The sequence below is a fragment of the Paraferrimonas haliotis genome, from assembly GCF_002282895.1.
Lineage (GTDB): Bacteria > Pseudomonadota > Gammaproteobacteria > Enterobacterales > Shewanellaceae > Paraferrimonas > Paraferrimonas haliotis.
Window position 1 is genome coordinate 295,047 of the sequence record NZ_NRRB01000001.1, and the last position, 25,907, is coordinate 320,953.

25 protein-coding genes are annotated in these 25,907 nt (G+C 48.4%); 12 read left to right on the top strand and 13 right to left on the bottom strand.

Annotation, left to right across the window (positions count from 1 at the left end):
* Window positions 1–9 precede the first annotated feature (9 nt).
* From dnaB to galU, 4 genes are all read left to right on the top strand, one after another.
* Window positions 10–1,425, top strand: coding sequence for a replicative DNA helicase (gene dnaB / locus CLC91_RS01345; RefSeq protein ID WP_095497153.1), 1,416 nt, complete (start codon window positions 10–12; stop codon window positions 1,423–1,425).
* Between the two features lie 21 nt (window positions 1,426–1,446).
* A complete protein-coding gene (gene alr / locus CLC91_RS01350) occupies window positions 1,447–2,523 on the top strand; it encodes an alanine racemase (protein ID WP_095499862.1) in 1,077 nt (358 codons plus the stop codon).
* 280 nt (window positions 2,524–2,803) lie between these two features.
* On the top strand, window positions 2,804–4,201 hold the full coding sequence (locus CLC91_RS01355) for an undecaprenyl-phosphate glucose phosphotransferase (protein WP_095497155.1): 1,398 nt from the start codon (window positions 2,804–2,806) through the stop codon (window positions 4,199–4,201).
* 47 nt (window positions 4,202–4,248) lie between these two features.
* A complete protein-coding gene (gene galU, locus CLC91_RS01360) occupies window positions 4,249–5,175 on the top strand; it encodes a UTP--glucose-1-phosphate uridylyltransferase GalU (protein WP_095499863.1) in 927 nt (308 codons plus the stop codon).
* Here galU and CLC91_RS01365 read toward each other — a convergent pair.
* Window positions 5,143–6,495, bottom strand: a complete 1,353-nt coding sequence (locus tag CLC91_RS01365; protein WP_158220666.1) for an MATE family efflux transporter — start codon at window positions 6,493–6,495, stop codon at window positions 5,143–5,145. The genes galU and CLC91_RS01365 overlap by 33 nt on opposite strands.
* Window positions 6,496–6,698: 203 nt before the next feature.
* On the opposite strand from CLC91_RS01365, the gene CLC91_RS01370 reads away from it, so the two are divergent.
* Entirely contained in the window at window positions 6,699–6,977 is a 279-nt protein-coding gene (locus tag CLC91_RS01370) for a peptidylprolyl isomerase (RefSeq protein ID WP_095497158.1), read from the top strand.
* On the opposite strand, the gene CLC91_RS01375 is transcribed toward CLC91_RS01370, so the two are convergent.
* From CLC91_RS01375 to napA, 8 genes are all read right to left on the bottom strand, one after another.
* Entirely contained in the window at window positions 6,974–8,128 is a 1,155-nt protein-coding gene (locus tag CLC91_RS01375; protein WP_095499865.1) for a BamA/TamA family outer membrane protein, read from the bottom strand. The two genes, CLC91_RS01370 and CLC91_RS01375, sit on opposite strands and share 4 nt — an antisense overlap.
* The gene (locus CLC91_RS01380; protein ID WP_095499866.1) at window positions 8,125–9,432 is read right to left on the bottom strand and encodes a DUF4056 domain-containing protein; all 1,308 of its coding nucleotides are present in this window, start codon (window positions 9,430–9,432) and stop codon (window positions 8,125–8,127) included. The genes CLC91_RS01375 and CLC91_RS01380 overlap by 4 nt, the downstream gene beginning before the upstream one ends.
* On the bottom strand, window positions 9,425–10,351 hold the full coding sequence (locus tag CLC91_RS01385; protein ID WP_095499867.1) for an alpha/beta fold hydrolase: 927 nt from the start codon (window positions 10,349–10,351) through the stop codon (window positions 9,425–9,427). Before CLC91_RS01385 ends, CLC91_RS01380 begins: the two co-directional genes overlap by 8 nt.
* A 1-nt stretch (window position 10,352) precedes the next feature.
* Window positions 10,353–11,210 carry a virulence protein gene (locus CLC91_RS01390; RefSeq protein ID WP_095499868.1) on the bottom strand — a complete coding sequence of 286 codons (858 nt, stop codon included), beginning with the start codon at window positions 11,208–11,210 and terminating at the stop codon, window positions 10,353–10,355.
* A 305-nt stretch (window positions 11,211–11,515) separates the two neighbouring features.
* Entirely contained in the window at window positions 11,516–11,641 is a 126-nt protein-coding gene (locus CLC91_RS01395) for a TIGR02808 family protein (RefSeq protein WP_095497163.1), read from the bottom strand.
* A 17-nt stretch (window positions 11,642–11,658) separates the two neighbouring features.
* Window positions 11,659–12,234 carry a NapC/NirT family cytochrome c gene (locus tag CLC91_RS01400; protein WP_095497164.1) on the bottom strand — a complete coding sequence of 192 codons (576 nt, stop codon included), beginning with the start codon at window positions 12,232–12,234 and terminating at the stop codon, window positions 11,659–11,661.
* 19 nt (window positions 12,235–12,253) lie between these two features.
* Entirely contained in the window at window positions 12,254–12,694 is a 441-nt protein-coding gene (locus CLC91_RS01405; protein ID WP_095497578.1) for a nitrate reductase cytochrome c-type subunit, read from the bottom strand.
* 69 nt (window positions 12,695–12,763) lie between these two features.
* A complete protein-coding gene (gene napA, locus CLC91_RS01410; RefSeq protein WP_095499869.1) occupies window positions 12,764–15,253 on the bottom strand; it encodes a nitrate reductase catalytic subunit NapA in 2,490 nt (829 codons plus the stop codon).
* Between the two features lie 246 nt (window positions 15,254–15,499).
* Here napA and CLC91_RS01415 point away from each other — a divergent pair, with 246 nt between their 5' ends.
* Entirely contained in the window at window positions 15,500–17,044 is a 1,545-nt protein-coding gene (locus CLC91_RS01415) for an AbgT family transporter (protein WP_095499870.1), read from the top strand.
* A gap of 68 nt (window positions 17,045–17,112) precedes the next feature.
* Here the strand turns inward: CLC91_RS01415 and CLC91_RS01420 are convergent, their stop codons facing one another.
* The gene (locus CLC91_RS01420) at window positions 17,113–17,910 is read right to left on the bottom strand and encodes an MBL fold metallo-hydrolase (RefSeq protein WP_095497167.1); all 798 of its coding nucleotides are present in this window, start codon (window positions 17,908–17,910) and stop codon (window positions 17,113–17,115) included.
* 142 nt (window positions 17,911–18,052) lie between these two features.
* Window positions 18,053–19,117, bottom strand: coding sequence for a linear amide C-N hydrolase (locus CLC91_RS01425; RefSeq protein WP_095497168.1), 1,065 nt, complete (start codon window positions 19,115–19,117; stop codon window positions 18,053–18,055).
* Window positions 19,118–19,252: 135 nt separating this feature from the next.
* On the opposite strand from CLC91_RS01425, the gene CLC91_RS01430 reads away from it, so the two are divergent.
* Together CLC91_RS01430 and efpL are read left to right on the top strand one after the other, a co-directional pair.
* Entirely contained in the window at window positions 19,253–20,128 is an 876-nt protein-coding gene (locus CLC91_RS01430) for a LysR family transcriptional regulator (RefSeq protein WP_095499871.1), read from the top strand.
* Window positions 20,129–20,263: 135 nt separating this feature from the next.
* Window positions 20,264–20,830 carry an elongation factor P-like protein EfpL gene (gene efpL, locus CLC91_RS01435; protein WP_095497170.1) on the top strand — a complete coding sequence of 189 codons (567 nt, stop codon included), beginning with the start codon at window positions 20,264–20,266 and terminating at the stop codon, window positions 20,828–20,830.
* A 37-nt stretch (window positions 20,831–20,867) separates the two neighbouring features.
* On the opposite strand, the gene CLC91_RS01440 is transcribed toward efpL, so the two are convergent.
* On the bottom strand, window positions 20,868–21,470 hold the full coding sequence (locus CLC91_RS01440) for a TetR/AcrR family transcriptional regulator (protein WP_095497171.1): 603 nt from the start codon (window positions 21,468–21,470) through the stop codon (window positions 20,868–20,870).
* Between the two features lie 148 nt (window positions 21,471–21,618).
* Between CLC91_RS01440 and CLC91_RS01445 the strand changes: the two genes are divergently transcribed.
* Entirely contained in the window at window positions 21,619–22,701 is a 1,083-nt protein-coding gene (locus CLC91_RS01445; RefSeq protein WP_095497172.1) for an MBL fold metallo-hydrolase, read from the top strand.
* Window positions 22,702–22,783: 82 nt separating this feature from the next.
* On the opposite strand, the gene CLC91_RS01450 is transcribed toward CLC91_RS01445, so the two are convergent.
* A complete protein-coding gene (locus CLC91_RS01450) occupies window positions 22,784–23,779 on the bottom strand; it encodes a linear amide C-N hydrolase (RefSeq protein ID WP_095497173.1) in 996 nt (331 codons plus the stop codon).
* 118 nt (window positions 23,780–23,897) lie between these two features.
* On the opposite strand from CLC91_RS01450, the gene CLC91_RS01455 reads away from it, so the two are divergent.
* From CLC91_RS01455 to CLC91_RS01465, 3 genes are read left to right on the top strand one after another with little or no spacing between them, the layout of a single operon-like run.
* Entirely contained in the window at window positions 23,898–24,779 is an 882-nt protein-coding gene (locus CLC91_RS01455; protein WP_095497174.1) for a LysR family transcriptional regulator, read from the top strand.
* Between the two features lie 38 nt (window positions 24,780–24,817).
* Window positions 24,818–25,318, top strand: coding sequence for a protein disulfide oxidoreductase (locus tag CLC91_RS01460; RefSeq protein ID WP_095497175.1), 501 nt, complete (start codon window positions 24,818–24,820; stop codon window positions 25,316–25,318).
* Between the two features lie 12 nt (window positions 25,319–25,330).
* Window positions 25,331–25,777 carry a GNAT family N-acetyltransferase gene (locus tag CLC91_RS01465; RefSeq protein WP_095497176.1) on the top strand — a complete coding sequence of 149 codons (447 nt, stop codon included), beginning with the start codon at window positions 25,331–25,333 and terminating at the stop codon, window positions 25,775–25,777.
* The last annotated feature ends 130 nt before the right edge of the window (window positions 25,778–25,907 follow it).

Consider the following 25,907-nt stretch of genomic DNA (forward strand, 5'->3'; position numbering starts at 1 on the left):
GAGCGTTTCATGACACAGCAAGGTCAATTTAACAAAAATAAGCGCAATCAAAAGCCAGACGCGCAAGTGGCACAGCTGAAAGTGCCTCCGCACTCGCTAGAAGCAGAGCAGTCGGTATTAGGTGGTTTAATGTTAGATGCAGAGGCTTGGGATAGAGTCTCGGAGCACATCACCAAAGACGACTTTTACGCCCGTGCTCATCAGCTTATTTTTGAGGCCATGCAAGAGCTTATTGAAGGCGGCCACCCGCTGGATATGATCACCGTTTCCGAGCGCTTAGAGCTTCATCAGCAACTGGAAGATGCCGGTGGCTTTGCCTATTTAGGCGAAATTGCCAAGAACACTCCCAGTGCCAGCAACATTCAATCGTACGCGGAAATTGTTCGTGAACGCGCCGTTGTGCGAGACATGATTCGTGTGGCCAGTGACATTGCCGATGCCGGGTTTAACCCCGAAGGACGCAACTCTGCTGAGTTATTGGACTTGGCTGAAAGCAAAGTATTTAAGATCGCCGAATCTCGAGGCAAAGATAATGAAGGCCCTGAAGACGTTAAAAGCATCTTAAATAAAACCGTCGATCGCATTGAAGAGTTGTTTAATAACCCAAATAACGGTGGTGTTACTGGAGTTTCTACCGGCTACGCGGACTTGGATAAAATGACTGCAGGTTTGCAAAAATCCGATTTGGTGATTGTTGCTGCGCGTCCGTCCATGGGTAAAACCACCTTTGCCATGAACCTGTGCGAATACGCCGCAATGAACGAAGACAAGCCGGTGCTTATTTTCAGTCTGGAGATGCCTTCAGAACAAATTATGATGCGGATGTTGGCCTCGGTGGGTCGGGTTAACCAAACCAACATACGCACCGGCCAGCTCAATGATGAAGATTGGGCGCGGGTATCGTCAACCATGGGCTTGATGCTAGAAAAAGCCAAAATGCACATCGATGACTCGTCGGGCCTAACTCCGACCGAAGTGCGCAGCCGCGCTCGACGAGTGGCCCGTGAACACGGCGGCTTGAGCATGATTATGATCGATTACCTGCAATTAATGCAGGTGCCGGGATTGTCCGATAATCGTACCTTAGAAATTGCCGAAATCTCCCGCTCGCTTAAGGCGCTGGCGAAGGAGTTGCAGGTACCTGTGGTGGCGCTATCACAGCTTAACCGTTCTTTGGAGCAGCGAGCTGACAAACGCCCTGTGAACTCAGACTTGCGTGAATCCGGCTCTATTGAGCAAGATGCCGACTTAATCATGTTTATTTATCGCGATGAGGTGTATAACGATGACTCACCGGATAAAGGCATGGCAGAAATCATTATTGGCAAGCAGCGTAACGGCCCAATTGGTCGAGTGCCGTTAACCTTTTTGGGGCATTTTTCTCGCTTTGACAACTACGCGGGTCACCGCGAATTCGACGAATAATCTATCTAGAAGAGCAAGCATTTGAAGCCTTTTCCTCGCGCCGATATTAATCGCCAAGCCTTGTTGCACAATTTGCAACGGCTAAAGGCGTTGGCGCCCTCCAGTAAAATCATGGCGGTGGTCAAAGCCAACGCCTATGGCCACAATTTAGTTGAAGTATGCCGCTGTTTAAGCATGGCCGACGGCTTTGGTCTGGCGCGTTTAGAAGAGGCGTTAGAGCTTCGAGAACACCAAGTCAGCGCGCGTTTGTTATTGCTTGAAGGCGTATTTCGCAGCAGTGATTACCAAAAGCTGGTGGCGCATAACATTGACACGGTTATTCACGACATCAGCCAAGTTGAGATGCTAGAGGCCGCCTCCATTCAACAGGCGGTTAAGGTTTGGCTAAAAATTGATACGGGAATGCACCGTTTAGGCATTCGTCCAGAGCAGTTTTTAGAGATCTATCAACGGCTAATGGCCAACGATAAAGTGGCTAAACCCATTAATTTAATGAGCCATTTTGCCAGTGCCGACGATCCGTCCAACCCGTCTTCATTAGCGCAATTAGCCTTATTTGAGCGGTTAACTCACGGGCTACCCGGCGAGCGCACCATTGCCAATTCGGCGGGGGCATTGAGCTTCCCGCAAGCTCAACAAGACTGGATCCGCACCGGCTTAGCGTTATACGGGGTTAGCCCCAGCGATGATGATTTAGCCGAGCGCTGTGGCCTCAAGCCCGCCATGACCTTAGTGTCTCGCTTAATCGCGGTTCGCCCCCACAAGCAAGGGGAGGCCGTTGGTTATGGCGGTACGTGGCAAGCGCCCCACGACACAAGGTTAGGCGTTGTGGCCATTGGTTATGGCGACGGCTATCCAAGAAACGCGCCCATTGGCACCCCTGTGTGGGTCAATGGTCGAGAATGCCCCATTGTTGGACGGGTTTCTATGGACATGCTTACCATTGATTTAGGTTTGTCCTGCCAAGATAAAGCCGGCGACGAAGTTATCATGTGGGGAGAGCAGCTGCCGGTGGAGCGTGTTGCCAAGAAAATCGGCACCATTTCTTATGAGTTAGTCACCAAACTGACACCGCGGGTAGCGGTCACCTTCGCTTAAACGCATTTTTCCGCTAGATTGACAGCGCTTACCAAACGCCAAGCATTAGATGGTTATCCTGTTTATTTTAAATAAACAGGATAACGTACTGGTAAAAAACAACTTATTTGCCTTGATCACTGTTTAATCTCTACTAAGCTTTCCTTTACCAATTCATTTTAGTTAGTGAAAACAACCGATATTTGGCTCGATTCTAGAGGGAATATCTGGGGAGCTGCTGTAAAGCAGAAGATAACAAATCCGCCTATCTCAACAGGCGAAAATAAAAAAGGCAGTTTGCATGAATAGAGGTCTTATAAGAGATCACGACCTTGGGTTTGCGCTATTCTTTCGGTTAGCGGATCTCTTCATCATCATGATCAGTTTATGGTTATGCATCCAGATAGTCAGTGTGAGTTTCGTAAACTTCTACGGTTTTTGTGCGGCCATTGCTTGCCTGAGTTTCTTAATTTGTGCTGAAAGCGGCGACCTCTATCGCTCGTGGCGCATGAACAACTTTCGCCGCCAAGCCGGTGTGGTCTTAGTCAGTTGGGTGGTGGCAGCAGCCATTTTGTTAGTGTGCGCTTACTTCACCAAAACCAGTGAGATATATTCTCGGCTGGTGATTGGTAGCTGGTTTCTGTTAGCGCCAGCACTCATTTTAAGTTGGCGGTTGTTGATCCAAAAAACCAAAGGGCAGATGCGCTCCCACGGTTTTAATAGCCGCCGAGCCGCCATTATTGGGCTTACCGAAAACGGCATTCGGCTCGGTAAGGAGCTAGAGAAACAAAAAGATTTAGGGATAGTGCTCGACGGCTATTATGACGATCGCAATGACCAACGCGTGTGCAACAAAACCGGCATGCATTGCGATGGCTCGGTAGCGCAAGCGTTAGAGCGAGCTAAAAATTCTGATATCGACCAAGTGTACATTGCCATGCCATTGTCGGCGAAAGATCGCATTGCCTTTTATTTAAAAGAGTTTAGCGATACCACCGCCAACACCTATATTGTGCCGGATTTTTTCACTTACAACCTCATGCACTCTCGCTGGAATAATGTCGGCGATGTGCAAACCTTCAGTGTTTTTGATACGCCCTTTTACGGCTTGTCTTCGTGGGTAAAACGAGCGGAAGACATTGTGATTTCATGCCTTGCGTTATTGGTGTTAAGCCCACTGATGTTGCTGGTAGCGATTGGTGTAAAACTGTCGTCGCCGGGAGACATATTGTTTAAGCAAGATCGCTACGGGCTGGATGGCCGTCGCATAAAAGTGTGGAAATTTCGCTCCATGACCACCAGTGAAAATGGTGATCACGTCACTCAAGCTACGCGCAATGATCCACGTGTCACCCGCTTTGGTGCCTTTATCCGTCGCACTTCGTTGGATGAATTACCTCAGTTTTTTAATACCTTGCAAGGTGATATGTCCATTGTTGGTCCACGACCTCATGCGGTGGCTCATAATGAACAGTATCGCAGCATTGTCGATCGCTACATGCTGCGCCATAAAGTGAAACCAGGCATTACTGGCCTCGCCCAAATAAACGGTTTTCGCGGTGAGACCGATACCCTCGACAAAATGGAACGTCGAGTAGAATACGACTTGAAGTACATCAATGATTGGTCGTTATGGATGGACATAAAAATAATTGCCATGACCGCAATCAAAGGCTTTACCGGTAATACCGCTTACTAAAAGCCGACGGATTAATGGTCGCTTAACTGCGCTAAAGAGATGTGCCTATGAATAATACTGTGAAGAAAGTCGTGATCCCTGTCGCCGGCTTAGGAACCCGAATGTTGCCGGCAACCAAAGCCATTCCAAAGGAGATGCTGCCTTTGGTAGATAAGCCCCTCATTCAGCACATAGTTAATGAATGCGTATGTGCAGGACTTAACGAAATTGTGTTGGTGACCCACGCCTCCAAAAACGCCATAGAAAACCATTTCGACACCAGCTTCGAGCTGGAAGTGACTTTAGAAAACCGAGTTAAGCGGCAACTGTTAGAAGAAGTGCAAAGCATCTGCCCCAAAGGCGTTACCATTATTAGCGTGCGTCAAGGTGAGGCGAAGGGGTTAGGGCACGCCATTAACTGTGCTCATGCGGTGATTGGTGACGAGCCGTTTGCTGTGGTATTGCCGGATGTGGTGCTGGATGAATACAGCTGCCAGCTTGAGCAGGATAACTTAGCGGCCATGGTTGAACGCTTTGAAACCAGCGGTGTGACGCAAATTATGGTGGAGCCAGTGGCCGAGGATGACGTGAGTAAATACGGCATCGCCGATTGCAAAGGCACAGAGTTATTCCCTGGCAGCATTGCTCCCATTTATTCCATTATAGAGAAGCCGGCTAAAGAGGATGCGCCTTCCAATCTAGCCATTGTCGGTCGCTACGTGTTTACCTCTGAAATTTGGCCCTTGTTGGCCAGCACTCCTGCGGGCGTTGGCGGTGAAATTCAGCTTACCGATGCCATTGCTACCTTGCTGGATCGGCATTCGGTAGAGGCTTATCACATAGAAGGCCACAGTCACGATTGTGGTGATAAACTTGGTTACTTGAAAGCCAATTTGAGTTACGCCATGCACGATCCCCAGCTAGGTGATGACGTGACTCAATACCTAAAACACCAGCTGACCCTAACGACAGTGAGCTACCTCAAACGAGCCTGATGGCTTTGAGCCATAAAGATCGCGGTAGAACATTGGCGCAAGTATCATGATAAGCAATAGGTTGGATAATGGCAGTGCCAACCACACGCCTAAAATTCCGAAAAGCTTAGGCAGTATCCATAAAAATGGCAATTGCACCAGCATGTTGCTTATGGATACCGCCAGCGCCTTAAGGCCTTGCTGAGTCGCCATATAATACACCGCCATTAACGCAATCATACCGTCTAGAAACATACCACTGAGGTGAAATAGCAAGCCATCGCTGGCACTGTTAATCACCTCGGTTTCGGTATTAAACAGTGATATACCGTATTGGGGCGATAGGTTAAGCAGCCCATACCAAACAAGGCCACTGACTATTACCAGCTTGCTGGCGAGGGCCACCACCTTGCGCTTGTCGCTTACACGTGCGGCACCATGGAAAAAGCTCACCAACGGTTGCATGCCTTCGCTCAAACCCTGCGCAAAGAGGTAATAGAGTGTCATTAAATAGCCGACGATGGCGAACGCGGAGACCGCGGTTACCCCACCGTGCTCGATAAACAAGCGATTGTGCAAGGCAATAATGAAGCCGCTGTACAGGTGCATAACCAACAGCGAGCTGCCCAGCATTAAGCTTTGTCCCATTAGCTTAACCAGAGCCGATGGACGGGTTCGCATCGGTTTTACCAGTGCAAGTGCTGAGCGATAATACAAAAGACTGAAAGCGATGACGGCCGTATTGGCCGCAACCGTAGCAAAGGCGGCGCCTTCTAAACCCAACTCAAGTTTGACGATGAGCAGATAATTCAGAGCAACATTAAACAGAGCACCAAATATCATGATAAGCGTTGCCACATTAGGGCTATCGTCGTTGCGAATCAGCATTGGCAGAGCTATGGAGGCCATGGGCGCGATGGCAGCGATTGCAAAAATGTTGATGTACTGCAACGCCAGGGCCGTGGTGGCGCTATCGGCTCCTTGTGCGGTGATAATGAATTCCGCCCCCCAATACACGGCGATAGCACCGAGCAGTGCCAGTAATAATGTGAGTACTAATGTGGCGTACAGCGCATGGCCAGCTGCTTGCAGTTGCTGTTTACCGCGGGCAATGGATATGAGCGAGCCACTGCCCATGCCGAGCATTAACCCCAAGCCAAAGAATACGCTTAAGACAGGGTAGGCAAAATTGACCGCTGCCAAGGCTTGGTGGCCCACATATTGGCCAAGGAAGATGCCATCGGTAATGATGTAAATACCACTGACCAGCATAGCGGTAATTGCAGGAATCGCGTTGCGCCAAAATTGAGATGCAATGGAAGGAGAAGTAGCGAGCGTCATATCGGTCATCCGTTTGCGAGCGGTTGTGGAAAGAGTGGGACTATTATCCTCTAAAATTGAAATGGATAAAGTTAGTATGTATCTGCTAATTAGATACTATGCGCTAACGCCTCAATTCCTTGCATCAGACTGCAATTGCTTGGGTGCGTTCGTTACAATGACACTCAGAAACGGCCTTTATTAACGACATCAGGAACACCGCCATGGCAACAACAGCCCACGCCTTACACATCTTAGTGAAACACAAAGATCAGGCGCTCGATGTGCTTAAGCAGCTCGAAAAAGGCGCTAAATTTCAAGCGCTTGCTAAAAAGTATTCCAAGTGTCCATCGGCTAAAAAAGGGGGCGACTTGGGCGAGTTTCGCAAAGGGCAAATGGTGCCTCAGTTCGATAAAGCCTGTTTCCAAGGGGAGTTGATAACCCCGCAACTGGTAAAGACGCGCTTTGGTTGGCACGTTGTTAAAGTGCTTTATCGAACCTAAAAGGCTTCGTTTACATTAAAGTAGAAGCCGCTATCACCGTCACCAAAGGCGAGATCCAGTCGCAAATTAACCCGAGGCTTTACTTCGAAACGGTAACCTAGGCCAACGCTAGGCAGCACCTTACTGTCGGTTAGATGGTGCACTTCATCGGCTAATACCCCACCCCCAAGCCAATACACCATGCCGTGGCGCCCTTTTAAATGATGGCGGTATTCCGCTTGCATCAGCAGCATTTGCTGATCACGATAACGGCCAGAGGTATAACCTCGAAGCAAGTGGCCACCCCCCAGCTTTGACAGCTGGTTCCAAGGGACGTCGCCACTGCTAAAACGACCGCGTACCTGCCAAGCTAATACGTCTTGCTCCCGCAGTCCTATGTAGCGGCTGTACTGTAAGTCAATGATATTAAAATTATTATCACTGCCCAGTGCGGTGCGATAGATACCCAGTTCCAGTTGTGCGATACGCCCTTGTTGAGGGTTAAGCACATTGTCTCGGCTGTCGTAGTTAATCAGTAAGTCCACGCCTACGCTGGTGGACGACTCAGTAACAAGTGAACCGTCAATGTCAGGGTTTATTGCTGTTACATTTCGGCCTTGTTCGTAATCCACATCAAAGCCAATACCAACAAAGCTGTATTGGAACAAACGCTGTAACCACATAGGATTTAATCGAGCAGAACGACTGTCAAAGTCCACTCGGTTGTTGGGCTGGTGATTGCTGTCATAGCCTACGCCGTAATAAACATCGGGTACGTCAAACAACTCCATGGTTAGGTAGAAGCGTTGTTGGTCTTCATTGAGAAAGGTTTTGTTGTTCATGGAAACACCCAAAGCACCATTGGTTGACGCTAAGGCGTTGATCACCAGTGATGACAGTTGCGTGTTAGGGTTATCGTCCACCTGATACAGCCCAACAGCGGACATGCCCACACCCAGCTGCATTTCCGGGTTATAAAAGGGCCCAGGAAGAAAACTAAAATCAATCAGTTTATCGGCATCAAACTCGCCATCGGCGCCAAGTTTATCGAGAAACTCATCAAGCCAACTGGGTTCGTTTGATAGCGGCTCAGGTGCGTTATGACTGGCTGCTGCGCTGACACTGGTCAGTATCAGTCCAATTATCAGGCAATGGCGCAGCGTCGCTATCATGGTTGATTTCTCTCAAATAATTTAGGTCCAGCAAGGTGCGGGTTAGTCTCAAGATAAAGGCTTAGCTGCTGTTTATCCAGCCGTTCATCGAACTGGGCAATGGTTGCAAACTGGGTATGATTAAAGCCATCGCCCCAAACCGGTTCTGGTATGTGGGCAAAACTGTCGGCGTAGCGCTGCTCGACAGACAACCACAGCTTGGCAACACGATCGAACTGAATACCAAAGAGCTCGCTTTGCAAAGATAAATTAAGCGGGTTTACATCGCCGTGGTATAAGCTTTGCAAGAGAGGCCAATGTTCACTTCGTTGCGCTAATTGGGAGGCGACCAAATAGGGCGATTGGCGGTCGCCAAGTTGGTAGTGGCGCAATAACAAGGTGAACTTATTCGGTAACGGCTCGTTTGAGTTCCACCAATACCCATCAACCGCATCCAGCAAGGCGTTGGTTTGCTTAATTGGTACCGCCTCAAGCTCTAATAAACTGGCGTTTAACCATTGAGTCATATGAAAATTGAACTGCTGCCGAGTCGCTGCTTGATGATTATTTAAAATGGCCAATGCCAGCTTGGCTCCCAGCATATTGGAATACAAATCTTCCACCGAATAGGCGGACACGGCTTCGCTCCAAGGGGCGAAACTTCGATAGCCATGCCCTTGTGCGATTTCATGGGCTTCCGCCATAAAATAGGCCAGTCGTGCCGATAACGAGGCGGCTAATTGCCAGCGTTGCTCGGCGGACAAGCCGTCGACCGAGAAGTTGCTCAGTTCAATGTGACGAGGACCGAGCTCAGGTGGCAGGTCGATGCGATGTGGCTTGCCTAAGTTTGGATGAATTCGATAAAACAGCGCCACCGTTAAATCGGCGGTATCTCGCACATGCGCTAAATCGATAAAGCCGCCCCGTTGGGTGTATATCAAGCCGTTATTCTCGGTGCGTCTGGACTGATTGGGTGCCGGACGCTGGTAACTAAAGCTACCGGCACCGTAGCCATGGGCGCCAATCGTCTCTAAGTCGACGCTATTCGACAAGCGAAAGAGCGGCACCGGCAAGGTATAAATAGCGACTTTTTGATTATGGCCAAAGGCGCAACAAGGGCGCACATTGGTGGGCAATTCGAAGACGGATTGCTCGCTAAAATGCACCTCTTTAGTAAGCGTTGGATCCGGCGTGTCGCTGAGTGCTTGCTGAGTGGCCAGCGTTGATGGTGCGGCACTCATGCTCCAGTCGCTGCTTGTGCACCCGCTTGCAACCATCGCCAACAGCAAGATAATCATGGTGGTTATTGTTGAGCGGTTAATCATTGGCGAGGAACTCGTTAATGACGTCACCAACGACATCAGGAGCGTCACTGCTCAGTACATGAGAGCCGTTTGCCACTATGACAATAGGGCTTGATAATAAACGGGCGAACTCCATGCCTAAATGCAAAGGAAAAATTTTATCTTTGGCGCCCCACAACAGCAATGATGGCGGCAAATTCTGGGTTACATTTTGCTCGAGCAACTGGTCTCGATAACTGGGTAAAGAATCAATTAAGGCCCGCTTTTGCGATGGGTTAGGCGCAAAGTACAGCTGATTGATTTGTTCATCAATAAAACTGGGATACCAAGGAAAATCGGCAAACGAATTATCTAACAACAAGCGCACACCATGGTGATCCTTGGGGACGAAAATGTCACTGCTGCTGGATTTGTTAAACCTTTGGTTTAAGGCGGCTATTTCTTTATCGGAGAGGCTGAGCCCAGGGCTTGAGATCATGATGGCCTTGTTAACCCTAGGTTCGTGGATCATCATGTCTAGGGTAACAAAGCCGCCATAGGACAGCCCCACCACCGCAACCTCAGTGATGTTCAAATGATCCAGTAGTGCCGACATGGCTTGAGTTTGTGCTGGCAGGGTTGCTTCTTGGTTACTAAAGGAGTCACCAAACCACAGCAGGTCCACCGCAATTACGTAAAAATGTTCATTGATACGAGGAATGACCTCGCTCCAAGTGTTGATGGCTGTGCCTCCAATACCATGAATCAGCAGCAAAGCCGGTTTATCAGAATGTTCACCAACGAAGTAGTGTAATTGCCCTTGGTGGTTAGGCAGAGCCAGTTGCTGCTCAGTAAAGCCAAGCTGCTGCCATTGGCGAGCTTGCATGTCTTCGACTCGCTGCACCGAAGAGCACCCGCTTAAGGTAATCATGAGGCACAGGGTTAACAGAAAGCGAGTCATGTTAGAAACGATACCCCAGACCAACCATTAAGCTTTTTCGAGTACCAAAGCCACCTTCAACTAACAGGTCAAAGCCATTGCCCATTTCAACTTGGGCGCCAAACAGACCATTCCAGCGGTCGGCGAGATGTTGCTCGACGTGAAACATGGCATCACTGGGCAGCGGAATGCCTAAGTCGATAACGTCATTGAGGTAGCCACTAAAACGTTGTTCCACTTTTTGATACATGGCGCCTACCCAAATTTGGGCGTTGTTACCAAAAAATTGCGTGCGATAGCCGACTCTTGGTGATGCCACTAGGGTGTCAATTTCACCTTTTAAAATATCGAGGTTGGTTTTGGTGTAATTCACGTCGACCAAGGCGAACCAATTACCAATTCCCCCAACTAAGGTGGTGCCAGCACCATAAGTCGTGCCTTTGAATTCCAGATCGAACGGTACTGGAATGGGCACAGGTAACATGTCTACGGATACCGAAACTCGAGCTTTACTTGAACCTTTGGTGTGACCGATAACCCCGTAAGCATTAAGAAAAGGCAGCAGCCATACATCGCCGCGCAAGGTGATGGTTTCTGAGGTTTGATCGGCCTCGTCGCCAACGATGGAAATGGTATCGTCCAGCCCGCCGAGCCCCGACAATTGGATTGCGTCAATAATAAGGGGTTGATCCATGGACATGTAGTTAAAGGTGAGGCCGTATGGCTTGGGCAGCTCATGACCAAGATCCATGGCTTCTTGAGCCCAAATAGGGAATATACGGTCATATCGACCGGTATTTTGAGCATTCTCTTGGGCATTAGCTACGCCGATGCCAAGCATGACGACGAGCGCCATAGCTGTACTGATATAGTGTTTCATTGTTGTATCCTTGCCCTAAGAGGCACTGCACGCGTCTTAGGTGCCAGCGTTCATAGCGCCGGCGATTTAATAATGTGATTAGTGCGATAAGCGTGGAAAGTATAGGGGGCGGCCCTTAGTGAGCAAAAACTCTAATGGGGCTTTGTGATCAAGATATCGTTCATTTTTTAAACTGTAAAAAGGTTGCAATGAATTTGATTGCGGTTGTTTGTTGAGATGTATGTTAGTTGCGCTGCAAATGTAAAAAAGGCTCGCCAATGGGGATGACGAGCCTTAAGACGTTGGCGGCTGGAAGAAAGCCTAAGCTATTTTTCCATACGTTTTAAAATTGCCATGGACACAACAGCAACCGCAATAAAGCCAACAATAAAGATGCTTGGCATGGCGGCGTAACCGAGAATGTGCCAAATAATTGATTCTAACGTGCTCATAATTAACTCTCCTTAGGCTACTGCCATCCCTCTACGCCTTTCATATCAGGTAAGCGATGAGCAATGCCTTTATGACAATCAACGCAGGTTTTATCACCGTTGGCCAGAGCCGTTGAATGCATGGCAACGCTTCGAGGGCGCTGTTCGGAAAAGTCCATGTATTCGAATTCATGGCAATTTCGACATTCCCGTGAGTCGTTCTTTTTCATTCGTGCCCACTCGCGCTCGGCGAGGTGCAGTCGTCGTGCTTCGAATTTCTCTGGGGTATCAATTGTCCCCATTACGAAGGCGAACACTTCTTTACTGGCTTGCACCTTGCGAACGATTTTTTCGGTCCAGGTATGAGGTACATGACAATCTGAACAAATCGCCCGCACCCCAGAGCGATTAGAAAAGTGAATGGTTTCTTGTATTTCAACCGTTAGTGGTTCGTGGCAGCCGCCGCAAAACGCTTCGCTGTTGGTGGCTTCCATTACGGTGTTAAAAGCGCCCCAAAACATGATACCGCCGGCGAACCCCATACCCAGAACCGCGCCCACAGCAACTTTACTGGGGGTTTTAAGGCGTTGCCAAAAGTCTTTAATAAATTTCATTTTCTACCTCAATGCTCGACTACTGGCGCAATGAATCCACTGCTTGGAATTGGTTTTCCACAAGAGGCTGAGCATCGGCTTGAGTCACGTGACACTGCAAACAAAAGTAGCGTCGTGGCGACATGTCGGCCAATACTTCACCTTCTCGGGCTTGATAGTGGGTCACACTGATTTTTGTGGCGCCACTGTCTCGAGCGTTCTTCCAACTGTGGCAAGATAAGCACTTGTTGGCATTTAAACTCATCTCGTAATGACGAGTTTTATGCGGAATTAATGGTGGCTGATACACATAGCTGCTGGCATAGGGTTTGTCTTGCTCGACAACCTTTTTTAACTGCTCTGCTTGGGCCTGTTGGTTCAACTCAGTATTGCCGCGCAGAGAGTTAACTCCGCCGTTGTTGGCGCTTGCGGGCAGTGACAAAACCAAGGCTAAACTCGCCAATACGATTGATGGTTTCATGTTCATATTACTCTCCTCTCGCGTCCCGCGAGATTGGCCGGCTATTTCAGCCGGCTTTCGATAAATGGGTTAGGCCTTCATGATCTTAACGGCGCACTTTTTAAAGTCGGTTTCTTTAGATAATGGGTCCGTCGCGTCAAGGGTTAACTTGTTGGTTAGCTGTTTAGCATCGAACCAAGGCATAAATACCAACCCCTTCGGTGGGCGATTACGGCCTCGGGTTTCAATGCGGCTCTTAAGCTCACCGCGTCGGCTTTTCACTATGACCTCATCGCCACGCTTTAACTTACGCTCGCGAGCATCTTCGGGGTGAATGAAGATCACCGCATCTGGGAATGCTTTGTAGAGTTCGGGAACCCGACGGGTCATGGTGCCAGAATGCCAATGCTCCAACACGCGGCCAGTACTGAGCCACAGATCGTAATCGGCGTCGGGCATTTCTGGTGGTCGTTCATACGGGGTGGCGATGATGAGCGCTTTGCCATCGGGCTTGCCGTAAAACTCAACGCCGTTACCGGCTTTAACGTATGGGTCGGAGCCTTCTCTGAAGCGCCAGCGAGTTTCTTTGCCATCAACCACAGGCCAGCGTAGGCCGCGCTCTTCGTGGTAGCGGTCAAACGGGGCTAAATCGTGACCGTGGCCACGACCAAAGGAAGCGTATTCTTCGAACAAGCCTTTTTGCACGTAGTAGCCAAAGTGCTTGGCTTCGTCGTTTAAGGACGCTTTGATTTCATCTTGGCCAAAGGCGTCAACTTTGCCGTTGCGATAAAGCACCTCGTACAGCGATTTGTCTCGGTATTCTGGTTTCTTGGCTAATAGCTCTTCCGGCCATACGTCTTCTACTTGGAAGCGTTTTGAGAACTCCAACAGCTGCCACAAATCCGACTTAGCATCGCCTGGAGCGCTTACTTGTTGGTGCCAAAATTGGGTGCGTCGTTCTGCGTTGCCGTAAGCACCTTCTTTCTCGACCCACATGGCGGTAGGCAGAATTAAATCCGCCGCCTGTGCGGTAACGGTAGGATATGGGTCAGAAACCACAATGAAGTTTTCAGGGTTACGATAGCCGGGTAAGCCTTCTTCATTTAGGTTGGGCGCGGCTTGCATGTTGTTGTTACACATCACCCAATACGCATTGAGCTTGCCGTCTTTAAGCATGCGGTTTTGCAGTACCGCATGGTAACCCGGTTTTGGTGGGATAGTGCCTTCTGGCAGTTGCCATAGCTCTTCGGCGTGAGCGCGGTGTTTAGGGTTGTTAACCACCATATCAGCCGGGAGACGGTGCGAGAAGGTACCCACTTCACGGGCGGTTCCACAAGCTGACGGCTGTCCGGTTAATGAGAATGGGCTGTTACCGGCCTCTGAAATTTTTCCGGTTAACAAGTGAATGTTGTAGCACGAGTTGTTCGCCCATACGCCGCGGGTGTGCTGATTAAAACCCATGGTCCAAAACGAGGTAACTTTGATGTTTGGGTTGGCGTAGGTTTCGGCTAATTCAACTAATTTGTGCTCCGGCACGCCGGATAATTTGGCCACGGTTTTTAAATCATAGTCTTTGAGAAACTCGCGATATTCATCGAAACTCATGTCGGTCATTTTGCCGGAGTCTGGATTTTTGGCGCGTTTTTGCAAAGGATGTTCAGGACGTAAACCGTAGCCAATGTCGGTGGTGCCGCGTTTAAAGTGGGTATGCTTGTTTACGAAATCCCAATTGACTCGGTCGTTTTCAATAATGTAATGAGCGATGAAGTTCAAAATGGCTAAATCGGTTTGTGGCGTGAATACAATGCCATTGTCCGCCAGTTCGAAACTGCGATGCTCAAAGGTAGACAGCACGTGAACTTTAACGTGCGGCGAGGACAAACGGCGGTCGGTTAGGCGTGACCACAAAATGGGGTGCATCTCCGCCATGTTGGAGCCCCACAGAACAAAGGCGTCGGCGGCTTCGAGATCGTCATAACACCCCATGGGCTCATCGATGCCAAAGGCTCGCATAAAGCCGCCTACAGCTGAAGCCATGCAATGACGTGCGTTAGGGTCAATGTTGTTGGTTCTAAAGCCGGCTTTATGCAACTTAGAAGCGGCGTAACCTTCCCATACGGTCCACTGGCCTGAGCCGAACATACCTACCGAAGTCGGCCCTTTTTTAGCCAGCGCTTCCTTCCATTTTTGCGCCATGATATCGAAGGCTTGATCCCAACTGATGGGGGTAAATTCACCGTTTTTATCAAACTTGCCGTCGGTCATACGCAGCAGAGGCGTGGTTAAGCGATCTTTGCCGTACATAACCTTAGATAGAAAATAGCCTTTAATGCAGTTTAGGCCCTTGTTAACCGGCGACTCTGGGTCTCCTTGAGTGGCCACTACCTTGCCTTTGCGAGTACCCACTAACACGCTGCAACCGGTTCCGCAGAAACGACAGGGGGCTTTGTCCCAGGTGACTTTAGTATCGCTGGATGAGGTAATTAAGTTGGTGGCGTTTGCTGGTAAATTAATGCCTGCGAGCGTTGCTGCAGCGCTAATGGCGTTTGCTTTTACAAATTGTCGGCGTGTCCATTTCATAGAGAATCCTCGACCTACTTTTTAGTATTCAACCGACAATTAAACTGCCAGCTATTGCTTGAAACTGATACATCTCTTAAGTAATAAGTTAACAGGATGTTGGGCTTAATCAATGAATTTAACCATTTTTTTACAGTGGTTACTTGGTGACGGAAGTCTTGGCTGGAAATCGCCTAATCGAGCTCAATTTGAGTTTTTCGTGATACACTTCGCCGCTTGCGCTCAATAACTAGGAGACCATGTAACATGGCGAACCACCAAGCCACTGATACCACCTTATCTCTGGTGGAGAAAATTGGAAAAAAAATACCTGACCCCATCGTGATTTTCATGTCTTTGTTGACCTTTTGCTTCTTGCTGACTGCGGTTGTAGGCGGGTTAACGTTTGATACGCAAAACCCTGGTGGTGGCGTAACGACCCACGTTATTAAGAACATGACCGAAGCGGAAAACGTGCGCTGGCTGTTTGATAACGCGTTGCTGCAAAATTGGTTGGCCTTTGGTAATGGTGTTCTGGGCGTTATTTTGATCGTGATGCTGGGTGTTGGTGTTGCTGAGCATTCAGGTTTGTTGACCGCTGTTATTAAAAAGCTGGGTACCCGGTTGCCGGATAAATTGCTAGCGCCGGCCTTGGTATTTCTTGGCATCATGAGCTCCATTGCCACCGACGCCGGATACTTGGTGTTGGTTCCGCTGGCGGGTTTGCTATACGCCGGTCTTGGCAAAAACCCGTTGATTGGCATGGCGGCGGCGTTTGCTGGGGTATCTGCAGGCTTTAGTGCTAACTTGATTCCGGCTACGCCCATTGATGTCATTTTGGGAATGAACGCACAGGTATTTGCCGAATCTCAAGGCGTGCCTTTTGAGCGAGCAAATGGCACCGCGTTAACGCCGGCGACCATGCATTACTACTTTATTTTTGCATCCACCTTCTTGCTGGCGGCGCTTGGCGCCTGGGTTACAGCAAAGTTTGTAGCACCCAAGCTTGAAAAAATGGACTACGTGGTGCCTGAAGATATGCACCTCGAAGATTTTAATATCAGTGACGACGAAAAGCGCGGTCTTAAGGCGTCGTTGTGGGGTTTAATTGGTGCGTTAGGCATTATTGTGGCGCTGGGGATGGGGCCGTTGGCTGAGTTTACTGATGAAACTGGGCGCACGGTTTCACCTCTACTGAATAACGTCATCTTATTGATTGCTATGGTGTTCATCATCATTGGTGCCGCGTTTGGTTTCGCTTCCAAGAAGTTTACTAAGCTGATGGATGTGATTAACGCTATGGTGGGGCAGATGAACACCATGGGCTACATTTTGGTGCTAACCTTTTTCTGCTACAACTTTTTGGGCTTGCTCAGTTACTCGGGGCTCGGTACCTATGTCACCTTTGTGGGGGCGACGTTTTTGCAATCACTTGGGCTGCAAGAATTTCCAATACTGTTGATTATTGGATTCGTATTCACCACCGCGGTTATTAACTTATTCGTAGGTGGGCTTACCTCTAAATGGATGCTGTTGGGGCCTATTTTTATCCCGATGTTGTACGCCGTTAACCCTAATATGACGCCAGATTTGGTGACCGCGGCTTATCGAGTGGCGGACTCGTCCACCAACATCATTACTCCGATGATGAGCTACGCCGGTGTGATTTTGGCGTTTATGCGCAAATACAAGCCTGACTTAAGCTTTGGTGACATGATCCTAATGATGCTGCCGTATTCTGTGGTGTTCTTGATTGCGTGGACCACCATGCTGATTGCTTTCTTTGCCTTTGGAATACCGCTCGGGTTTTAGGTTAATCGCAAAAAAAGGGGCCAGGCCCCTTTTTTAAGCTTCCAGAAAGGGGGCCAGGCCCCCTTTTTTTAGGCGCTAAATTGGCGAGATTCGCCGTCGGTGGGTATCCATACTTTTTCAAGAAGTCCATGCTGTTGTAATGAATTGGCTAGGGTCTTTCGGTCAACCGGGCAATGGTTGAGAGCTTCCATGTGATTGGCTATTACCTGTTTTGGACTGAGCTTTATGAAATCTATTACCTCTGCGGTGGGCATTAAGAGCGATTGACCAACATCCATTTGAGCTTGTCCTGCTGCGACAACCGTAATGTCCGGTTTAAGTTCGTCAAGCGCCCGTCTTACGTCATCGGTTAGCACGGTATCACCGCTTATGTATAAGCTGGGTTCACCGGGTAATTTTATAAAAAAGCCACACCCGTTAGCCATGACCTTATGGATCCAGCCATGCCCATGTTGTGCTGGTACTGCAGTAATGGAGCCATCTAGGAATTCGGTTGGTTGCCAAGGATTTAAACCGTGGCTTACTTTCATACCGTACTTTTCCAAATAAGCTTTGTCTTTAGCGAAGGTGGTGACAGGAATGTCGTTTTGGCTTAGAAAAGCTTCGCCTGCGGGATCTAAATGATCTGCATGCTGTAGCGGTTTAAAACCGAAGGTTTGGCTGTGAGTAATTAACGCGTGAGTGACTTTGCTAAGTAGTTCTGCACAGCCTTCTGGTAGAGCAACCGTCGGGTTCTTTTGTGCTTTAAAGCGCACTACTGAAAAAGGTGGAAGGGCTCCTTTATCGCTGAGCATGGGGTCCACAATAATAACGGCTTGCTGAGTTTCTATGACGAAAGTTGCACTGCGTAAGTGGTGTATTTTCATTGCCCTAATTCTCACGGTGGTGTTTTTAAATCATTATTGGGCAACCTATAGCTCTTAGCAACCAAAAAAAGGGGCCAGGCCCCCTTTTTTATAGCATCAAGAAAAGGGGGCCAGGCCCCCTTTTTGGAGAGCGGCCAGCGGGTTACTTACATTCGGAGAAAACCGCCTTAGTTAAGCCTTGCTCGGCTTGCTTAACGGTATCTGCACACATAGGTTTGGTGAACTCTAAGGTGTCATTAAAGTTGTAACCAATTTGAGCGCGAGTGTCGTAGTTGGTAAACAGGAAGTCACCATTACTGTGGTTGTAGACAAATTGCGTCCAGGTCGCGTAGGTTTCGCCATTAACTGGGTCTATTAAATCCTGAGGAACTAAGTTACCAGCATTGAAAGTACTAAGCAGTTTACCGCGAGTTTGTGCCCAGTTTTTACCTTCATCGAAGCTAACGTGCTGAGTATTAAATAGGCCGCGTAAGTGACGATCTTTGGAGCTAATTGAGCTCGGCAAGTCTTTAGCAGTCAAATCATCGAAGTTCACTTTTTCAGCGTTGTCACGATGGTATTGTTGCAGTGGAGCATTGGCCATTACACGCAGGTCGCTGTTGCTGTCGCCCCGATATACCACCATTTCGCCACCTTCGTTAAGTTGAAATAGCGCGATATCACCTTTGCTGTCTTGTATCGACACATGCAAGCCGTGCTGAGTTCCGTGTAATCCGTCGACCCAAGCAATTTGCCACTGTTTGTTGTTAAAGGCGCGGACCGCTTCTTCAGTCGTCGCATAGGTTTCGGTGATATAGGCTACGAGATCTAAGAAGCTTACTGCTGGAGCACCGTTATCCTTATAGTCTTTAATAAACTCTTGTGAATCAGCCATATAAAGCAATGATGCCGCTAGACCTTTCTCGTTGATGGCGTCTGAAGCGACACCATGGAACACTTCATATTCCATTTGAGCAATACTGTGGTACTTGGTTGTCCACTGCATCGCGTTGGCGTAGCTCGGGGCTTCGCTGTTGCGTTGAATTCCGACCGGATTCACCTGAGCTACATTTCCCAACTGTTGCCCCCAATCCAATGAACGGACAGTCGCTACGCCGTGCGGAGTTTCTAGCGTGAAACGTGAGCACGCTTCAGCGACTGGCGTTAACGCGGTTATTGAGGCTGCAGCGATAAGTAAGGCTGATAAAGTATTCTTAGTAATAGTCATGATAATTTCCTCGTTAAATTTAAGCCGATGGGCTAAACATTGCATCTCGTTGGTTTGAGTTAATTATCCACTAAATATTGGATTCTAAAAGCTGCTTAGGGTAGGGTATTTAGGTAGTCTAAAAAGGTGGGTTTTATGGCTTATTCGTTAGAGCAGTTACAAGCATACGTTGCGACTGTTGAGCAAAAGGGGATGGCCGCCGCTGCGAGACATCTTGGAAAACACGTATCTACGCTGCGAGAGCAAGTGAATAACTTAGAACTTGATACGGGCCTTACTTTGTTTGAGCGCTTACCAAAATCGTTGAAGGTGACGGCGGAAGGCGAGCAGTTGTATACCTATGCCAAATCTTTGTTAAAAGAATCTGGCCATTTTCAGGCTAAGGTTAGTAGCTTACTAGAAGGCGTACCGGATAGCTTAGTCATTGGTATTGATGCCAGCGTGATGAGCAAAGAGCTGGATCGCTTGATAGCAGATATTCTCGATAGCTTTCCGTATATGTCGATGCAGGTATTACAAGGTGACACGATTCAGGTGCGAGATTGGCTGTTGAGGGGAGAAGTAGATATTGGCTTCATGATAGGTATTATCAACGTTCCGCAACACCTGCAATACACAACCGCCTATAAGTTCGAGGTGACTCGGGTATTACCTAGCAATTGGAAGCTGCCTAAAGATGACAATCAGCGCTGGCTGGCGGATCGATTGCAATTGAGCTTGTCGTTCATTGAGGACATAGGGTTTGCAGATGCTGATGTGTTTAGCCATCGTTTTTTGCGCTGTAATAATGCTCAGCAAATGCTGAATTTAATAGAACAAGGTGTCGGGTGGGGGCATTTACCGGCTTTTATTTGTGGTGCTGCCGTAGAGCGAAAAGCGGTACAAACGTTTAAAGGTGCTCGGGAAGTATTTGCTGAGTGGCCAGTCGATATTGCGTGGCAAGCTACTAAAGCTATAAATCCTGCGATGCAGCAGTTTATCGATGGTGCGTTGGAGTTCGAGGATCGCTAAAAAGGGGCCAGGCCCCTTTTATTGTTTTAGGAAAGGGGGCCTGGCCCCCTTTTTGGGGAGCTAGGTTTCCCCAAACCGCTGAGTATGCTAACTTGCGCCATTGAGCTAATTGAATCAAAGATAGGAATTTGGACTATGCCAAAGGCTAGTGATATCAAGAAAAACGCCGCCATTGAATTTAATGGGAAAACCTACATTGTACGCGACATCGAGCGCTCTGTGCCTCAAGGCCGCGCTGGCGGAAGCCTATATCGGATGCGCATGTACGACATTGTCACCGGTGCCAAAGTCGATGAAACGTTTAAAGATTCAGAAATGTTGGATTTAGCGGATTTACGCCGCAGACCATCAGCATTTTCTTACGTTGATGGCGATGAGTATGTATTCATGGACAATGAAGATTACACCCCTTATCACCTTAATAAGGACGCCATCGCCGACGAGATTCCGTTTTTCAACGAAGCCACAGAAGGCATGCAAATAGTCATTGTTAACGATGCTCCAGTAGCACTGGATATGCCAACCAGTGTGGATTTAGAAGTGGTGGAAACCGACCCATCCATTAAAGGCGCGTCGGCAACTTCTCGCACCAAGCCCGCAGTATTGTCCACTGGCGTAACCGTGCAGGTGCCGGAATACATTGCCACCGGTGATGTAGTCAAAGTTAACGTCGAAGAAAAGAAATTTATGAGCCGCGCTTAAGCGCTAAGCCCTAAATCTTAGCCCTAAATCTTAGCCCTTAAGCCGCATACCGAGCTAATAACAGTTCACTAATCTGCTTAGTGAACTGTTTTTTTTCAGCATCCGATGGCGCATCGCGCATCCCCATTACCATCGGCCAAAAATAATGGCCTTTGATAAGCGCGTAAGCGTGCTCGCTAAACCGCAACGCATCGCACTCCTTCAGTCGCCCTTCACGCAAAGCCGCTTCAGCCCAATGTCCGATTGCACTGTCTTTTTTGGATATTTTTTGAACCTGTTCCCTAAGCTCGGCCGGTGAATGGAAGTAATAGTCAAACGCTACTCTCGCCAACGCCAGATAGTCAGCATCGCAACTAATGGTTAATTCGGCGCTCAATAGACGTTGCAACTGCTTAACTAGCGGCTGGTCAGCTTGAAAATCCACTTTTGCAGCGGCACTGGCTTCTTCCCAAAGTCCTTTGACCAATTCAATGACCAACTCATCTTTACTGGAGAAATGGTTGTACACAGTACGCTTAGACACATTCGCAAGCTTAGCCAGCATGTCCATACTGGTGCCATCAACCCCTTGACTTAGAAACGCATTTTTTGCTGCTTCAACAATGGCTCGGCGTTTCATTTGGCTACGACTTAGGTTCATTGGTAACTCGTCAAATTCAATAATTAACGCAAATAGTACACTAAGCAGTTTACTTTTTGCAATATCAATGTAAACTACACCGACTAGTTTACTTTTGACTGTAGATTTGAGCGTAAATATGAAACCTGTACTTGTAGGAGCTTTGCTAATGACATCTTCTTCACTAGCCGCGGAGCATTCAGCGGCGGTTAATATCGATGGAAAATATCAAAACACGGATGTGCAATACAGTGCCTCGGCATCATCTTTGTGGGATGCGGCTAAAGCCTATTGGAACAGTAAACGCACCGAGCCTGCGCCTACTCAACCGTTACCAGTAGTAGCCATGACCCACCAATCGGTGCAGCAATTACCCGATGCCAGCGTTACTCGCTTAGGCCACAGCTCAACGCTTATTAAGCTCGATGGCAAACTCATCCTAACCGACCCGGTGTTCAGTGAGCGCGCCTCACCGGTTCAGTTTATCGGGCCAAAACGCTTTCAAGCAGCCGCCATTGAGCTTACGGAATTGCCCGACATTGATGTGGTGGTAATCAGTCACGATCATTACGATCATCTAGACAAAGCCAGCATCAAAGCGCTCGCCCCCAAGACCAAAGCGTTCATAGTGCCCTTAGGCATTGGTGAATTGCTACAAGACTGGGGTGTGGCAGCGGACACCATTCGCGAACTGGACTGGTGGCAAGAAACGCGCATCGATTCGCTGTTATTTGCGGCAACCCCCACTCAGCATTTTTCTGGACGCGGGCTTTTAGACACCAACAAACGCTTATGGGCCAGCTGGGTGATAAAAGGCCAACAGGCAAATATCTTCTTTAGCGGCGATTCCGGTTACTTCCCTGGCTTTAAAGCCATTGGCGACACTTACGGTCCGTTTGATTTAACTTTAATTGAGACCGGCGCTTATAACGAAGCATGGAGCGACATTCACATGATGCCGGAGCAAAGCGTGCAGGCGAACATTGATCTTCAAGGTCGCGCCATGATGCCCATTCACAACAGCACCTTCGATTTGGCGTTACACAATTGGTATGAGCCGTTGGAGCGGGCCCATCAAGCCGCACAAGAACAGCAGGTCACGCTGGTCACCAGCTTGTTTGGAGAGCCGGTTTCGGTGCTGGCCATTGATGAGCGTGTGCAAAGCGCTTGGTGGCGAGAGGTTAAGCTGTCTAACCAAGAAGCAATCGAGACGGCAAAGGCGAAAAACCTAGCCCCAGTTGCTGCTCGATAGTCCTTGAGCCGTCCTACAAACAAAAAAGTCACTCGCCTACAAGCGAGTGACTTTTTAGCAATTTACCTTCCAAGCTTATCGATTACTTAGCTTTTGGATGCGCACCAAGTACTTGGCGCTCAGCTTTGTTGGTATCGAATTGGCTAAAGTTGTACGTTTCGATTTCCCACGTGTCGTGACGGTCTAGTACCCACTCGCCAGCGTTACGGTCAGTGTGCACAGTCCATAAGGTTGGGAATACACCACCGACATACGGGTCTTCTTGCTCGTAGCCTGAGAATACTGTGTTAGCAGCGGCTTTCATTGCAACTTTAACCGCGTTGATGTCGGTAACATTGCGCTTGTACATGTCTTCCAATACCGCCTTGCCACGTAAGCGACGGTCATAAGCTCTAATGCTCGCACCCGCTTCAGTTTGCTCTTTGTCCAGCAATAAGTGGAAGCTGAACTCAGGGTCGTTAGACATGTAGGCGCTGCCATCTTCTTGATACACTTTCATTTCACCGTTAATGAATTCAACTACGGCGGTGTCGCCAGAGCGGTCAGCAAATTGATAATGAACCGGCGCGTTCTCTTTACAGTGAGTCATGTCGTCATGTGGAGGCAAACCACAAACGCCGTTATCGATTACATCAATCTTGTGTAAATTAGCCACGACTTCCTTAACCGTAGAGAAGTTGTCCGCTGCCCATTGTGGAATCATTAAGGCATCAACATCAGGCTTGGCATCAGTTGGCTGGCCAAATTGAGTGTAGTCACTGCCTAAATAAAGGATGCGTGCTTCTAGACCTTCTTCATTCATCGCTTCAGCAACGATACCTGGTAAGAAGCTTGAAATTTTAAGCGCTGCAAACTTAGAGGTGGTGGTTACGGCATCTTTAGTATTGGCGTATTGACGCTCCATACCTTTACCATCGCCAACGACTTTAGCATCGTCGTGACCAACCCAGTCCATGGTGCGCATGCTAACGGCAGCCTTATCGTTGTTGTAAACTAAAGTAGTGCAGGCATTTGCAACGGTTGCGATACCGGCGGTAAGAACAGTGGCAGTAGCTAGAGCAATAATTGACTTTTTCATAATGAACCTCGGCGTTGTTTCGGTTTAAAGTGGTCTTCACTTGATGGGGCTATTATGTATGGTAATATCCTTAAATAGTAATTACTGAGTAAGGGGTTTCCCCTTTATAGGGTTTAGGATGGCCTATAGCCTAGAGCAATTAAGAGCATTCGTTGAAACCGCTAACAGCGGAAGTTTCCGTGGCGCGGCACTTACCATAGGCAAACACTCGTCGACCATTGGCGAGCTGGTGGCTAATTTGGAAATCGATATTGGTGTGGAATTGTTTGAGCGCAGTCGGCGCAGCATTTCCTTAACTGAAGCTGGCAAAGAGCTACTGGAATTCGCCAAGCCGGTGCTTCGAGAAGCCGAGTTTTTTCAAGACAAGGCGGACTCGGTTATTGCCAAAGCGCCCACCGACTTTACCGTGGCCATTGACCCCGCTTTGCGCTGCAACGACGTCATTGACTGCTACAAGAGCGTGCTTAAGCGTTTTCCCAGCATTAACTTGACCGTGTTAACCGGCGACGTTATGCAGATACACAGCTGGTTGCGTTCTGGTCGAGTGGATGTCGGTTTTTGTCCGACGGGCATTCAAACCCCAATGGACATGAGCATGTCTCGAAGCTTTGCGTTTGAGTTGACCAATGTGGTCTCAACAGATTACAAGGTTATTGACGGTTCGCTAACGCGTCAGCAGCTCAGATCCATGCCGCAAATCATTCACAGCTTTATGAAAGACGTAGGGTTAGAAAGCGCTCACCGCGAAAGCCATCGAGTCATAGTGGCCAATAACACCATTGAAATCATGGAGATGGTGAAATCAGGCTTAGGTTGGGCGCGCTTACCGGTTTTCTTAGCGAATCAGTCAAGCCATAAAGACGAACTGCAAATGTTTAAAATTGACGATGGTCGCACGGAATTATGGTGGGGAGAAGTGGTCTACTTATCCAGTCGTCGTCCAGATGCGGCGATGCAACTGTTTATCGACAAGGCTAAAGCCATACCGGATAAACTGTAATTAGACGTAAGTCTTCATCTCATGAGGCAACACAATTCGTGACGAAACGTAAGTTGGTCAAATACAGCAAAGAAGCCGCGATTTGGTTTGTGGTGGTGGTCGGTGTTTTATGGGCGCTGGATCAATATCGCGGCCGAGACTTTCCCAAGCAGGCGATTCCTCAACAGGTAGTCATGGATACACACGGCCAAAAGGTCGATATCATGGCGGCTTCTTATGAAACGCCACAGCTGGTTTATTTTTGGGGCAGCTGGTGTCCCGCCTGCCGTATTGTGAGCCCTCAAGTCAATAAGTTAGCGTCGTATTATGACGTTACCAGTATTGCCATGGCGTCGGGTAGCGATGAAGAGATAAACCGCTACATGGCCGAGCAAGACTATGATTTTACTGTGGTGAACGATGACAGCAGCGAACTCACGCGAGCTTGGGGTGTATCGATAGCGCCGACACTATTTATTATAAAAAACGGAGAAGTCAGTAGCTTTACCATTGGCGTAACCTCGTTGCCCGGTTTGTTGTTGCGGCTCACCTTAGCTTAACGGATTGTTTTTATGACCATTAAGATAGCCATTGGCAATATTGAACAAGCCATTGCTGTAGAAGCTCAAATTCCAGAGTTTGAACAGGTCGGGACTTACACAAAATTAGCTGAGCGGTTAGCCGATAAATCGCACTTGATATTGATTGCCTTTGACGCTGATACACCGGTGGCCTATAAAGTAGGCTACCCATTGTCTAATCAAGAATTTTACAGTTGGTTAGGTGGGGTAATTCCAAGTCATCGCAAGCGCGGTATTGCCACCTTGTTACGACAAGAACAAGAGATCTGGGTACAAGAGCAAGGTTATCGATGCATTAGTGTGAAATCGATGAATCGTTTTCCAGCGATGTTGCAGTTGTTGATAGACAGTGGTTACCAGATTAGCGGATACATCGACAAGGGGACACCTGACACCAGTAAAATATGCTTTACTAAATCGTTAAACGAGCATTTATAGTTCACTGGCTTAGATCACAGAACGCCTTACTGCTTGATTATCGTTTGATTATTTGTGTCAAAATGCGGCTTAAAAGAGCAAGTGATTTGCACAATAATAACAAGGCACCAAGCAATGGATAACCAGCTAA

Coding starts and splice junctions, on each gene's coding strand:
- dnaB (WP_095497153.1), top strand. CDS start 10: ATGACACAGCAAGGTCAATTTAACAAAAATAAGCGCAATCAAAAGCCA.
- CLC91_RS01355 (WP_095497155.1), top strand. CDS start 2,804: ATGAATAGAGGTCTTATAAGAGATCACGACCTTGGGTTTGCGCTATTC.
- galU (WP_095499863.1), top strand. CDS start 4,249: ATGAATAATACTGTGAAGAAAGTCGTGATCCCTGTCGCCGGCTTAGGA.
- CLC91_RS01365 (WP_158220666.1), bottom strand. CDS start 6,495: ATGACGCTCGCTACTTCTCCTTCCATTGCATCTCAATTTTGGCGCAAC.
- CLC91_RS01370 (WP_095497158.1), top strand. CDS start 6,699: ATGGCAACAACAGCCCACGCCTTACACATCTTAGTGAAACACAAAGAT.
- CLC91_RS01375 (WP_095499865.1), bottom strand. CDS start 8,128: ATGATAGCGACGCTGCGCCATTGCCTGATAATTGGACTGATACTGACC.
- CLC91_RS01380 (WP_095499866.1), bottom strand. CDS start 9,432: ATGATTAACCGCTCAACAATAACCACCATGATTATCTTGCTGTTGGCG.
- CLC91_RS01385 (WP_095499867.1), bottom strand. CDS start 10,351: ATGACTCGCTTTCTGTTAACCCTGTGCCTCATGATTACCTTAAGCGGG.
- CLC91_RS01390 (WP_095499868.1), bottom strand. CDS start 11,210: ATGAAACACTATATCAGTACAGCTATGGCGCTCGTCGTCATGCTTGGC.
- CLC91_RS01395 (WP_095497163.1), bottom strand. CDS start 11,641: ATGAGCACGTTAGAATCAATTATTTGGCACATTCTCGGTTACGCCGCC.
- CLC91_RS01400 (WP_095497164.1), bottom strand. CDS start 12,234: ATGAAATTTATTAAAGACTTTTGGCAACGCCTTAAAACCCCCAGTAAA.
- CLC91_RS01405 (WP_095497578.1), bottom strand. CDS start 12,694: ATGAAACCATCAATCGTATTGGCGAGTTTAGCCTTGGTTTTGTCACTG.
- napA (WP_095499869.1), bottom strand. CDS start 15,253: ATGAAATGGACACGCCGACAATTTGTAAAAGCAAACGCCATTAGCGCT.
- CLC91_RS01415 (WP_095499870.1), top strand. CDS start 15,500: ATGGCGAACCACCAAGCCACTGATACCACCTTATCTCTGGTGGAGAAA.
- CLC91_RS01420 (WP_095497167.1), bottom strand. CDS start 17,910: ATGAAAATACACCACTTACGCAGTGCAACTTTCGTCATAGAAACTCAG.
- CLC91_RS01425 (WP_095497168.1), bottom strand. CDS start 19,117: ATGACTATTACTAAGAATACTTTATCAGCCTTACTTATCGCTGCAGCC.
- CLC91_RS01430 (WP_095499871.1), top strand. CDS start 19,253: ATGGCTTATTCGTTAGAGCAGTTACAAGCATACGTTGCGACTGTTGAG.
- efpL (WP_095497170.1), top strand. CDS start 20,264: ATGCCAAAGGCTAGTGATATCAAGAAAAACGCCGCCATTGAATTTAAT.
- CLC91_RS01440 (WP_095497171.1), bottom strand. CDS start 21,470: ATGAACCTAAGTCGTAGCCAAATGAAACGCCGAGCCATTGTTGAAGCA.
- CLC91_RS01445 (WP_095497172.1), top strand. CDS start 21,619: ATGACATCTTCTTCACTAGCCGCGGAGCATTCAGCGGCGGTTAATATC.
- CLC91_RS01450 (WP_095497173.1), bottom strand. CDS start 23,779: ATGAAAAAGTCAATTATTGCTCTAGCTACTGCCACTGTTCTTACCGCC.
- CLC91_RS01455 (WP_095497174.1), top strand. CDS start 23,898: ATGGCCTATAGCCTAGAGCAATTAAGAGCATTCGTTGAAACCGCTAAC.
- CLC91_RS01465 (WP_095497176.1), top strand. CDS start 25,331: ATGACCATTAAGATAGCCATTGGCAATATTGAACAAGCCATTGCTGTA.